Consider the following 13,606-nt stretch of genomic DNA (forward strand, 5'->3'; position numbering starts at 1 on the left):
TCGGTCGCCCCGATTCGATCATGAGCGATTGTCCGGACGGGGACGCCCTCCACCGGGCTGGCCGGACTGGCCGGACTGACCGGGCCTGTTGGACCTGTTGGGGGCGTTGGAGTTGGGGTTACTGGGATTGCGGGGGTTGTTCGGCCGGTTCGTGGCCGTGCTGGGGTTCGGGTTCGGGTTGGGGTTCGCGTTATTGGTGTTGTTCGGGCGCCTGTTGGAGTTGTTCGGCCGGTTTCCGTTACCCGAGAGCCGGTTGAAGGCGGAGTCGGCCAGGCTGGAACTGCCGCTGCCACCACCACGGTTGCCGCCGCCCGTTTGGGGAGGCGTGTTGCGGGGCGGGTTGTTCCGGGAGGTGTTCGCGGAGGTGTTCGCAGAGGTCCCTGAGGTGCTCCCGCCCTGCTTCTTCGGGGGCTGACTGCTCGAACCCTGACTGCTCGAACCCTGACTGCTCGAACCCTGGCTGCTCGACCCCTGCTTGCTCGGGCCTTGCCTGCTCGGACCCTGGTTGTCGGACGGGGGCACCGGGGGGCGCGACGCGGAGCTGACGGGGACGTGCGGCGTGTGGGCCGGCGGGTCGAGGGTGCGCGTGCCCGGCGACACCTGGGTGCCGCGCCAGCCCACGCCGTTCTCCCACCGGACCCGGATCGGCTCGGCGGAGGTGTTGTCCGGGCCGTACCTCTGCGGGGTTCCGCCGGGGGCCGTGACCTCCAGGGTGAGCCCGAAGCCTTCCGCGTAGAGCTCCAGCAGGAACCGCGCGGCGGGGTCGATGCGGAAGGGGTCCGGCGGGTTGTCCACGGACGTGTCCCGGTAGTCGTCGAGGGTGTGGGACATCGGATGGACGCGCCCGGTGAAGAGGCGGGTGGCGAGGTCCGTCACCGTCAGCCCGTGCGCCGCCGCGTTCGCGGCGAGCTGCCGGGCGGCGTCGGTGGTGAGGTTGTTCCGGTGGAGGACGGTGAGCATCCGCACCACCGCGTCAGCGGTCGGGACGCGGTCCTGCGGTCTCGCCGGGTTGTGCTCCGAGGAGGTCCCGGTGAACGCCTCGGTGAGTGCCGCGAAGAAGGAACCCGGGCGGGCGGTCAGCGACTGGGGGAGCGTCGGCGCGACGCTCGGGGAGAGGTAGGTCTCCGCGATCTCGTGGAAGGTGCGCTGGATGACGCCGTGATCGGTGACGTACAGGAGGTTCATGGCGTGCAGGGACGTCCGGCTGCCGTCCGTCTGCAGACCGAAGACCGTTCCGCCGGGGACGGGCGTGTGCGACACCCTGTCCAGGAGCGGCAGCGACGTGACGGAGTCCAGGAGGTTTCTCGCGTCGCGGACGGGACTGTCCAGGGGAACCGTTCGCCACGGATCGTCGGCCAGGAAGTCGGCGTGGAGGAGCCGTCCGTCGTTCTGCAGGGTGGCGAGGTAACCGTTCTTCTCGCTCTTGGGACCCGTCTCGTCGAAGAGCTTTCCGTACGGGGTGGGGTTGATGTGGCTCTGGGGTATGCGGAGTTCGTGCCGGGGCACCTGACTCACATCCACTTTGCGCTTCGCCGCGGTGGTCTGCCGGGATTCGAGCATGCCGAAGTGGAGGCGGGACAGATCCGTCTGGGTGGCGGCCCGCTGGTATTCCGTGAAGAAGGCCGTTCCGCGTACGGCGGGGCGCAGGGTTTCCGCGGCGATCCGGAAGTGTTCCTCGGCCTCGACCCTGGCATTCCTCGCTTCCTCGGTGCTCGTCGGCGAGAGCGGGGGCAGTACGGGTGCGTCCCGGGTGATCTCCCAGGACGCCAGGCTCATCAGGCTGTCCGCGAGCCCGTTGAACTCCGCGCCCCTCTCGCTGAACCGGACCGCGGGGCGGTCGCCCTCGGGGACCAGCAGCGTCGCCAGGGCGTCGACGAAGAGATTCGGCTCCGGTGAATAGGGGATGAACGTGGCGATGTCGCCCATTCTGTCCCGTACGTCCATGTCGTGCCGGATCTCGTCCTCGAAATCGGTGACCGTGGCGACGAGGTCTTGCGGGACCGGGCCGAGAGGCTTCACCTGGTCGCTCTTCCGGACCTTCACCTTCTGCGCCGCCTGCTCCGCGGCCTTCAGGTTGTGGGATTCCCACCTTTTCTTCGTCTCGGCGGCCAGAGTGCCGCGGCGGGGGTCCCCCTCGGCGGGAATGCGGTATCCGCCCCCGATGAGCAAGGGGCGCAGCGGCGCGGTGACCTGGTTCTGGCCGAGGCCTTCGGCATGGGCGAAGGCGAGTCGCCTGTCGAAGTAGTCGAAGACGTGCCGGCCGCTGGGAGTCAGGTGCGGATAGGCGTCGAAGTCCATGAAGGACACATACGGGTGGGTGGAGGCCCGGAGCATGCCGCCGATCGCCTGCTGGGTGGCCGCGCTCGTCAGGGTCGCGTTACGGGCCTGCCCGTGGGGGAACGGCGTTCCGTCCGGGCGTATCAGCGGCGTGGTGACCACGGCGAGTGCGACCGGGGAATCGATGGTCGCGACGCGGGTGGCGATCGTCTGCCGCATCGACGCGATCTCCTGGGCATGGCCGTTGTTGAGCGTCTGGTCGTTCACCCCGATGACGATCGCGACCCGACTGCGCATGTCCGGGGGGAGGTTCTCGACGACCGAGGCGACGAAATCCCGGAGGTGGGTGTCGCTGGTGAGCGTTCCGTAGTCGACGATCGCGTTCACGACGTAGGAGAGCCTGTCCCCGCGCTCGACGCTCGTGCGCACGCGGGCGCGGTACGCGTCGGGCGTGAGGGCCTGGTCGGCGGTGACGTTCTCCGTGAGGGCCGTGAAGAGGTTGTTCCGGTAGACGGTGGTGGCGGGAGGGGCGGTCGCCGCGGGAGGAGTGGGCGGAGCGGGCTGGTTGGTGGTGTTGGTGTTGGTGTTGGTGTTGGCGGTGTTCGGGGTGCGGGGGGTACGGGGGGCCTTGCTGCTCTCGCCTTCGAACGGCACGTTCGGGCTCAGGCGCGCGTTCGCGTTCTCGGCGTCGGTCGTCTGCACCGTGGGCTCTGTGAGCCGTGTGGATTCCGTGCTGGTCGTCTGCGCCGTGGGCTCTGTGGGCTCTATGGGCTCTGTGGGTTCCGTGCTCGACGTCTGCCCCGTCTGCCCCGTCTGCTCCGCGGGAGGCGTGAGCAGGTGGGCCACGTACTGGGCGTGGATGTTGCGGGCGCGGAGGACGTCGATGCGCTCGTGCGGGGAGTCCTGAGCGAAGAGCCGGGCGAATTCCTGCTGGGCGGTGTCGAATGCCGTGCGCGAGGTCTCCAGCGTCCTGGTCAGGGTGTCCCTTCTCCTGACCAACTGGTCGAGCGCGCCCTTCTTCGTGATGCTGCTGTTGGTGGACGCGAGGTCCTTCGTCGTCTTGTTGATGTCGTCCAGGGCGCGCTTCGCGCGGTCGGCGAGGGTGACGACCGTCTTCGTCAGCTCGGGGTCGAGGCCGTGGCCGGGGTCGTCGTGCCGGAGGTACGCGTCGATGTTGGCCAGGTCCTCGTCCGTGAAGCCCTTGGGCCGGGACGTCTTTCCCTCGCCGTCCTCCGAAACGAGCTTCTTCAGGTCCTCGTGGTGCGGGGCCTCGTGCCATGCCGCGTGCTTCTGCTCGTCCTTCCGGACGTCCAGCGACAGGTCCTTCTGGTACTGGCCGGAGCGGGTCGGGGAATGGGTGACGATGAGGCGTTCATAACCCGGCGGGAGGCCGCCGCCGAGCGATTCCTGCGCGTCGTCTTCCCTTCCCGGGATCGCGTGCCAGACGGTCATCCGGTCGCCGCCCATCTCGCTGTTGGGCTCTTCGAGATAGCGGACCTTGAAGCCCATGAGCGCCATCGCCTCCAGGTTTCCGCTGCGGAAACCGAGGTGCCGGGTCTCGGCGTGGTGGTGGAGGTAGTGGAAGAGCTGGAACTGACCCGTGCGCGTGTTTCCCTTCCACGCCGCCGCCTTCGGGTCGTTCCAGAATTCCGTGAGGTCCGCGACCCGGGCATGGAATTCCTCGGGCTGTGTGATCTTTTCCGTAGTGCCGTTCTTCCCGGGGAGCTCACCCTTGTTGAAATAGTCGGCAATCACCTGGTACTTCGCTTTTGGCTTCGGCTTGGGCAGGCCGGATTCGTCGAGCTCCACGACCTTCGGCAGGGGCTCTCCCGAGGCGTCGCGTGCCACCGGCTCCGGATAGCCGGAGTCGCCCACGACGATGACGGCCTTCATGTCCCCGAGGCCCGCGATGAGCTGCGCGACACCGAAATAGCTGGTGTCGTGCTCGATGTGCACCTCGCCCTTCTTGCCGCTGAAGCGCGACCACAGGACCGCGACCTTGTCCCCGTCCGCCAGGCTGATGCCGTGCCCGTCGAGCCATTCCTTGATCGCGGGGTTCGGCGCCTTCTCCAGCGGAAGGTCCCACGCCGTGAGGATCTTCTCGCGGAGATCGGCACTGAAGGACTTGCCGATGCGCTGGGTGGCGTCACCGACGCCGAGAATGCGTTCCTTCTTCGCCTTGCTGCTCAGATTCTGGTTCGAGGCGAAGGAATCGAACTTCCGCTTCGCCTCGGCGGCGCTCACGACGACGGAACGGCCCTGGAGGTGCGAGGCGTCGTAGAACGCCTTGACCTTCTCGGCGGTCGCCCTGTCCCTGGCGCGCTTCTCCTGCTCCTTGGGCGTGAGCGTCGCGGTCTCGTCGCCCTCCTCGCCGTAGATGAGGACCACGTGCAGGTTCTCGTCGGCGATGAGCGCGGCGGCGATGCCGAACTGGTCGCCGGAGGCGTAGTACGGCTGCTTGAGGTACGTGACCTTGGTCTCGTCCACCGCGCGCGGTGGGGTGGGCGTCTCCTCGCTGCCCTCCGGAGCCTGGTTCGTCGTCCCGTCCACCCGCTGGTCGGGGGAGAGCCGGCTGTCGTCCCCGGAGGTGGGGACGGTGGTCGTGTGGAGGGGGACGACCGCGTTGTCGCTGACCCGCTCGATCGTCGTGAGGTAGTCCTCGGGCAGCTCCCGCAGGTTGTCCTCGCGGGTCCGGACCATCAGGCCCTCGGTCCGTACCCCGCTCGCCCGGTCGTTGCGGCGGAAGAGGTGCGGGTCCTGGGAGCCGGCGTCCGAGTACTCGTCGGCCAGGCCCAGGTAGTGGAGCAGCTCGTGGGTGATCGTGGCGTCGTTGTCGCCCACGTCCCAGTGGAGTTGGTCGGCGCGGCCCGGCGACGGCGTACGGGAGAGGGTGACGGCTTCCCCGTGCCCGGGGGAATGGACGAACTCCGCCGTGACGTGCAACTGGTCGCCGGAACCGGGCAGTCGGTAGCCGCGGTTGACGTGGGTGTCCAGGACCTTCCGCATACGGTCCTGGTGGGCGCGGAGGTCGGCCTCGGTGAGGCCGTCGGCGAGCTTGAAGGGCAGCGTGACGAAGAAGCGGCGCACCGTGCGGCCGTCGGCGAGCTGCTCACGGCGCACGTGGTTGCGGATCAGGGTCATGGAGCCGTCGAGACGGCCGGGCTGCGGATGGAGCTGGCGCAGCTTGGGGTCGAAGCGCTCGGTGTGCACCGCGGCCGTCTTCGTACCGTGGAAGGAACGCAGCTCGTCCAGGCGGACGGGGGTTGCGACCAGCTGCCCCTTCTTGCGGGGAGGGGGCTGGGGGGTCGTACCGGCCGTGTCCGTGTTCGTGTCGTCGGTGATCGGGGCGGCGGAGGTGTTCGGGGGCGTCGTGTTCGTCGTCGTGGTCGACGTGGTCGTGGTCGTGTTCGGGGGCGCCGTGGTCGTCGTCTCGTCCGTCGCGATCACCGGCGGGACCACCCGGGTGCCGTCCGGGCCGTACGTCGTCACCTGAGGGCCGTCCTCCTCCTGGACGATCAGGTGCACGGTGCGCTGGTGGTCGACGGCGATCTGCCGCGCGAAGGCGTGCGCCTCCGCGCGGGTTTCCCCGGGGTTCGGCCTCGTGTCGGGGTGCAGCCAGAGCTGAGGGTCGACCGCCGAATTCTGGAGCGAGGCGCTGATCAGCGTGATCAGCGCGTCGTCGGTGGGGGCGGACAGGTCCCAGACGCCTTCGCTCAGGTCCGCACGGGTCAGGATGCCGAGTCCGAGCAGCGACTGCTCGGGTACGCGGACGATCGCCGTACCGGTGACCTGCCGGGTCTCGCCCTCGGCGTTGGTCACCGTGACGAGCGTGTCCACCTCCACCTCGTGGGTCTTCGGACCCGAGGTCGCCCCCGGCAGTCCGGCCGACCCGATCTTGGTCCAGAGGCGGGCCGTCGTCCCGACGCCGCTGCCCTGCCCGCCGGGGACCGACTGGTAGTGCACGGTCGGCACGGTCACGCCGAGGCCGAGGTCGACCGGGGGCGTGGCGTTCTGCAGTTTGGCCTGGCCGGAGACGGCGAGCGGCGCGGAGACGGTACGGGAGGTGGCCGAGGACGTCGCCGTGGTCGTGCCGGTGACGCGGGCCTGGTCCACCGTCATGCCCCGGGTGTCGTCGACGAGGCGCGGATTGCTCATCCGGAGGCGGACGTCGACCCGCTGCCGGCCACCGGTGACCGTACCGCCGAGGGTGGCGGCGGCGCCGGTGGGGCCGAGGTGGGAGACCCCCTTGCGGAAGGCGTCCGTGAGGAGGGTCGCGAGGGCCTCCGGGACCGGTCCGTCCTCCCTGACGGGGCCGAGCAGGCCGGGCGCGACCTCGTCGACGGCCTGCTGCAGCTGGGGACCGTTGGTGACGGCCGTGACGGCGGTGGTCTCCTGGAACCGCAGCGGCGGGTGCTGGACGAAGAGCCGGTCGTCGATCGCCGTCGGCAGGCCGGATCGGTGGATCTCCGGAGGGAGAGGGGTCTCGACCTGCTGGTCGTTCGCGGGGTTCCGGTCGCCGCCGAGCCGCAGGGTGACCGTGGCGTGGACGGGCTCGCCGATCTCGTGCGTGACGGTCGTGCCGGGCACGAAGCCGGGGGCCTGGAGGACGGCGGTGAAACGGTACGGCAGGTCGTACTCGTTGCCGCCCTTCGTACGCTGCCAGGCGCGGTCCTCGGCGACCGTCGACGAGGACACGGTGGTGGCCTGCGAGACCGCGAGACCGGGCGTGAGCGAGCCCTTCACGGGGGTGCCCGCGGTCGGGACGCTCAGGTTCCCGGCCAGCGCGGCGGACCACTTCGTGGTGCGCGCGGTGCTCACCGAGGTGTCCAGGGGACGGTGCTGGGAGTAGAACTCCAGTTCCGTGTTCGCCGAGGCGGGACGGCCGCGCAGCGCGGCCAGCTCCGCCGTGCTCAGGTCCGGTCGGCCCTGGACGAGAAGGGTCAGCGTGGTGGTCCCGAGCACTCCCTTGTACGGGAAGCGGAGCGGCGGCAGCGAGGACCAGCCGGGTTCCGTGTCCGTCCGCGTGCCCGGGTTCGCGCCGCGGCCGACGAGCTCGGCGAGGGCGGCGGTCGTCGTGTACTCGGCGATCTTGCGCTGGAGCCCGGGGACATGGCGGTCGTCGCCGGGGTCGAGGGCGCCGGGAGCGTGCTCGTCGACCAGCGCGGTCAGTTGGGTGTTCAGCCGGACGTACGCGTCCCGGGACGTCGCGGGCGGGACGGCCGGCGGGGTGGCCGGCGGGGTGATCGCCTGGTCGGTGGTGGTGGTGTTCGGCGGGGTGGTCGTCGGTGCGGTGGGGGTGAACGGGACCACCGCCAGGACGGAGTCCGTGCCCAGCGCTCCGTACCGTACGAAACGGGCCGGCAGCGGGACGGTCGCCGCCGGGGCAGGGGTGGTCGGCGGGGCGACCAGGCCGGCCAGGTCCCCGTTGCCGCGCCGCAGCTGCTCGGTGGTGGCGATGAACTCGATGCCCCCGGGGACGGTGATCGGCGGCAGCGAGGTCGTGGTGCCCGGCGCGAAGCGGCCGAGACCGTTCGTGCCGCGGCGGACGGTCACGTGGAACTCCACGTTGGCCCGGATGCGGTGCTGCGCGCTGTTCTCGGCCGCGACCCGGGTGATCTGCAGGGAGGACGTGTCCGTGGTCGCCCGGGCCGTGCCCCGGCCGTAGCCCCCCTTCACCGCGAAACCGCCGGTCAGAGGGGTGGGGAGCGGAGCAGCGTTGCCCTCGGGAGGCTGGTTCGCACCGAACTTGCCGCCCAGCTCGGCGGTCAGCTCCCAGGGCAGCTTCGCCGTGCTCTTCTGCCTGCTGCCGCCCTCGCCGACCGCGAGGTCCGTCTCGCCGAACTGCTTGGCGTCCCCCAGGCTGATGGGGTCGCTGATCACCATGTGCACTTCGACGACCGCTTCGGAGCCGCTGAACGCCCCCGGGACGGACAGGCCGTCGACGACGTACACGCCCTTGCTCATCTGGTGCGCCCTGGCGAGCAGCGCGGACGGGCTGATCTGGGGGTTCAGGGTCCTGCTGTGGTCGGAGGCGACGGACGGGGCGGGTGAGGGCGGGGTGGCCGGCGGGGTGGCCCGGTCCGGCGTCGGGGTGAGGCCCAGCTGCTGGAGCGTGGACGTCGCCAGTGCCGCGAGCCGGCCGAGCGTCGAGGACGGCGGCGCCGGCCTGAGGTCGCCCGTGTGCAGGGGCAGACCCTGGCCCTGCTGGGACGCGGGGGCCAGCGGGCGGGTCGTCGACAGCTGGTTCGGATCGTCGGAAGGCCGGCCGTCGGTGGCCAGGAACTCGGTCAGGGCCCGCTGGAGGACGTCACTGCCGAGGAGTACGTCGACCTGGGCGCCGTCGGGAAGGACGACCGGCGTCCCGCCGACGGGCGGCATGGTGTCCGGCCGCCCGAGCCGGCTCTGCGGAACGGCGAGGTCGAGCTCCACCAGGTGGTCGGGGGGCAAGGGGGGCGGGGGCGGCGGTACCGGGACCGTGGTCTCGGGCTGGATCTGTGCCTGCGTCTGCGTCTGGGGCTGGGTGTGGCTCTGGATCCGGCTCTCGGTCAGGACCTGCGTCTGCGTCTGCGTCCGGGGCTGGGTCTGGGGTGGTGCGAGGGGCGTCGTCCGGGGCTGCGGTGACGACACGGCCACCTGGTTGTTCTCCAGGACCTCCATCCTCAGCCGGGCCGGGACGCGGAAGACCTCCGTGTCGTGGTTGCCGGTCCGGATGGTCTGGGAGTGGCCCAGCGACGTGGTCGGGCTGTCGGTCCAGACGATCTGCGGGCTCGTCTTCACGCCGACGGCGCCGGTGACGGCCGGGATGCCCACGGACAGGTCGCCGCTGACCCCGAGGCTTCCGGACAGCGTGCTCGCCCGCTGGTTGCTGCTGGTGTCCGCGAGGCCGCCGGCGTTGGAGACGAACACGTTCGAGAGCGTGGTGTGGTGGGTGACGGGCCGGTCGGCGGCGCGCTCCAGGTGCAGGACGAGATCGACCTGCCGGACCCGCCCGTCGACGCCGACGCTGTTGAACGGCAGTCGGAGTCCGCCGTCCGTCAGCTCGTCGACGGAGGACAGCAGCGCCGCCTCGCTCGTGAGCAGCCGGAGCGTGCGCAGGTTGTCCATGCGGGCCCGGGCGTTCTCCGGTGTGGTGAGCCCCGGCTTCGGGAGGAAGCCGTTCGCGTCGAGCCAGGCCCGCGCCTGGCCGAGCACGGCCGTCAGACCCTCGCCGCGCAGACGCAGCGGAGTGACGGACAGCCCTACGCCCCGCAGCTCCTTGAGGTTGTTCGGCAGGCTCTCGGGGGACACGTCACCGACGGGGGCCGGCGGCACGCCCAGGGCCCTCAGGCGACCGTCCGCCGGGTCCATGGCGAAGGTCCCGCGCGTGCTTCCGTCCGCGGCGATGAACTCCACGTGATGGACGACCTGGACCGGGAACAGGACGTTCGCCGCGGACGCCCGCATGTTGCGGTTGGTGCTGTGCGCCGCACCCGTACCCAGGGAGTTGTCCTTCTGCCAGCCCAGACCGCCCTTGAACACGATCTGCCCGCCGGGGGTCAGGTCACGGCGCGCCTTGTTCTCCGGAGTGGCGTCGGAGTTGAGGCCGACGCCGCCGAACAGCTCGACGGAGACACCGGACGTGAACTTGCGAAGGGTGTCCTGCTTCGTCTGGCGCTCCACGTACCGCTCGAAGCTGTAGCTGTCGGAGACCCAGACCTCCCTGCCCGGCGTCGCCGGGGGCCGTACGTCCGCGACGACCCGGAACATGCCGACCACGTTGCCCGCCGTGTCGACGAGCACCGGCGAGAAGGTGGAGGGGGTGCCGGTGGCGGACGTGTCGTCCCCCTCCCGGACGCGGTGGAGGGGCAGGGCGCCGAGCTGGTGCTCGATCCCGAAGAACTGCTCCACCTCGTTCATCGACTCCGGTGACAGGGAGGCGAGCTGGGTGGCGAACCGGCCTTTCACCCCGCGGAGCAGACCGCCGGGGTCGGCGAGCGAGTCGAGCGCCCACACGGGAGTCACGTCGAGGTGGTCGTTCAGCGTGGCCCGGTCGTTCCAGAAGGGAGTGACGCCCGCGGGCGCCGCCCGGTCGGCCACGAGATGGTCGGGGAACCAGGCCGTGACCGTGCCCAGGTCCACCGGACCGGACCAGTCGTCGGCCTCCGACTGCCTCAGCGTCCACGCGCCCTGGTAGTGGTACGGGTGCGTCGCCTCCGAACTCCGGTGCAGGCTCGTGCTGTTGACGCTCACCGTCTGCGTGCTGCTCGTCGTCACCTGATGGCGGGTGAGGCTCAGCGTGCCGCCCACCGGATACCCGGTGACGACGGGCGAGGCCTTGGCCGGGATCGTGGTCGAGACGGGCACGGAGATCCCGCGGTAGCGGGTCGATCCGGACTGCCGGCTCTGGGTGAACGTGCCCGTCTGACGCTGCTCGTTGTTACGGGACGGCACCCCGCCCGGTACGTCGGACATCAGCGACGCGCGGGGGTCGGAGAGGCTCAGCCGCAGCTGGAGCGTCCGCGCGGTCCCGTCGTCGTCGACCGTCACCCGATGGCCGTCGGGGCTCATCAGCATGTGCCGGTTGTCCACGAGCGACTGCGAGGTGAGGCTCGTCCGCAGCTGCTCCCGTGCCGCGCTCCGCCGGCTCTCCGGGATGCCGAGGGTCGTCAGGACCTCGGTGTGCAGGGCGTCGACGACGGCGTCGGAGAAGGGGGACAGCTGCACGCCGCCGAGCCCGGTGTGGCGCGGTCCGCCGAAGTCGCGGATGTGGCGGTGCGGGAGGGGAGGGGGCTGCTGGGTGAGGGAGACGGTGTTGGCGTTGGCGTTGGTCTCGGTCTCGGTCTCGGTCTCGGTGGTGATGTCGGTCGTGGTCGTGGTGTTGGTCGTCTGGGGGACGTCCGCCTGGGACGGGGGGAACAGGGGGGAGTCGGGCGAGGGGGCGAGTTGGCCTTCGGTGACGACGGTCTCGGTGACGGACTCCGTGACGACGGGCTCGGTGGTGACGGTCTCGGTGACGACCGTCTCCGTGACGGACTCCGTGACGACGGGTTCGGTGACCGATTCCGTGACGACCGACTCCGTGACCATGGATTCCGTGACCACGGATTCCGTGACGACCGTCTCGGGCCCGGTCTGGGGGACGTTCACCGTCTCGGGCCCCGTCTGCGTCTCGGAGACCAGCGAGATCGGCGGCGTGGAGGGGGACGACGTGTCCGAGACCGAGGTCGTGGGCGGCTTCTCGGAGGCGTTGGTGTCCTCGTCGGACTTGGACGTGTCCGTGGACGTGTTCCCGCTCGTGTCCGCGGGCGTGTTGCTCTCGGTGGAGAGGCCCGTCGGCTGTACGGGGCCGGTCGCGTCGTTCCCGGTCTTGGTGGTGGTCTCGGAACCGGTCCGCTGGCCCTGATTCTGCCCCTGCCCCTGATTCTGGCCCTGATTCTGCCCCTGGCCCTGCCCCTGATTCTGGTTCGACGTCGTGGTCGTGCTCTGCGTGTTCGTGTTGCTGCTGGAGGACGTGTTCGACGCCGTACTCGACGACGTACCCGACGGTGACGGCGAGCCGGACGTCGTGGCGATCGGCGCCCCCGGAGCGTCCTGGTCCTCGCTCCCGTCCGTGTTCGTCGTGGTCGTCCCGTCGTCGTCCTTCTCGGCGAAGAGTTCGTCCAGACCGAGGTCGGACATGTCGGCCGTGAGGCTGCCGCTCTCCGGCGTACTGGAGGCCGTACCGCCGTCCCCGGTGCTCCCGCCCCCAGGGGTGCCGAAGTCCGGTGTCCCCAGGCCGAGTTGGCCACGCAGGCCCAGTCCCAGCTTCTCGCCGCCCGTCTCCATGAGGTGGCCGACCCGGCCCTCGACGATGCCGGAGCCGAAGGTGAGACCGGAGGTCTTGAAGGTGTGTTCCTCCGAGAAGATCAGGTTGTACGAGCCCTCCGAGACGGCCGCGTGGGCGCCCTCGAACAGGCCCTTCACGCCGAACTCGCGCATCGACTTGAGGATGCTGGAGCCCATCGCGTCGGCGGTCCCCTTGGTCAGGACGTCCATCGCCTTGTCGTCGAGCTGACCGGCCAGCGGCTTCAGCGCGTCCCCGAGCGCGTCGGGCAGGCCCTTCCGGCCGGTCTCCGAGAGCAGGGTCTGCGCCCAGTTCCGGCCCGCGTCGCGGGCCTCGGCGCCGCCGAACCGGCGCTCGAACGCGTCGCCGACCTCCTTGACGAAGTCCCGCGCGGCCTTCTCCGGGTGGGGGCCCGCCGTGCCCGGGAGGTGCTTCTTGAAGATGTCGCTCATGTCCTGGCCGAAGGACTTCGGCGGGGGCGGGGTGTCGCCGCCCTTCGGCTTCGGGCCGTCGCCGCCGCCCTTCGACGGCGGAGGGGTCTCCCCGTCGCCGGCCTTGTTCTTGGGCGGGGGCGTGGGGCCGAGGTCGTCGCCCGGCTTCCCCTTCGGCGGCGGGGTGGGACCGAGGTCGTCACCGGCCTTGTTCTTCGGCGGCGGCGTCGGACCCAGGTCGTCACCGGCCTTGTTCTTCGGCGGCGGCGTGGGACCCACGTCGTCGCCCACCTTCTTCTTCGGCGACGGGACGGGGACGTCGTCGCCGAGCTTCTTCGGCGGCGGCAGCGCGTCGTCGAGGCCCTTGCCGAGCAGCTTGCCCGCGTCCTTGCCGAACAGGTTCGAGAGGAACTTGTTGAAGACCTTGCCCAGCGCCTGGAAGGGGCCGGCCAGGAGGCCCTGGATCGCCCCGGAGAGCGCCGCCGCCTTCGTGAGGTCGTGGTCCCACTCGTCGCGGGTGCCCTGGTTGAGCTGGATCCACTGGCTGAGGCTGTCCATGACGACGCCCATGCCGACGTTGATGATCTCGTGCATGAGCAGGGCCACCAGCAGCCGGCCCAGCCGGGTGCGGATGATCAGCCGGACGATGGCCTGCTTCTGGAGGTACGCGGCGATCGAGGCGCCGAAGAAGAAGGAGAGCGCCGCCGCCACGGCGGCCTCGACGAGCAGCTCCACCAGCTGCGCGATGATCATGTACTTCGTGTACTGGAGCTGGGTGGCGCTCTTGCGCGTGAAGTCCGCGATCAACTGGGCCTGGTCGGTGACCGAGTTGAAGTAGTCGAGCCCTTCCTGCCCGCCGAGGAAGGCCTTCATCGCCTCCTGGTACATCTCGGCGGCGGTACCGTCGAAGTTCTTCCTCGTGTAGCCGAGGGCGTCCGCGACCTGCTTCTGGATGTCCCCCTTGAGCTTTCCGTGCAGCCCCTTGTGCGCCTCGGCGAGGGCGAACATCTTGTCCTCGTCGCCGTCCGGCGGGATCTCGCCGGTCAGGGCCGCGAACAGCCAGGCGCATTCGGGCGGAAAGTGCAGGGACATGGCC

General features: G+C 70.4%; 1 protein-coding gene. It reads right to left on the reverse strand.

Translation table 11 applies throughout. The annotated features are described in order from the left end of the window. Positions 1-18 precede the first annotated feature (18 nt). Positions 19-13,602, reverse strand: a complete 13,584-nt coding sequence (locus ASD33_RS25985) for an SGNH/GDSL hydrolase family protein (RefSeq protein WP_056565263.1) — start codon at positions 13,600-13,602, stop codon at positions 19-21. Between the last annotated feature and the right edge of the window lie 4 nt (positions 13,603-13,606).

This window comes from Streptomyces sp. Root1304 (genome assembly GCF_001426405.1).
Classification (GTDB): Bacteria; Actinomycetota; Actinomycetes; order Streptomycetales; family Streptomycetaceae; genus Streptomyces.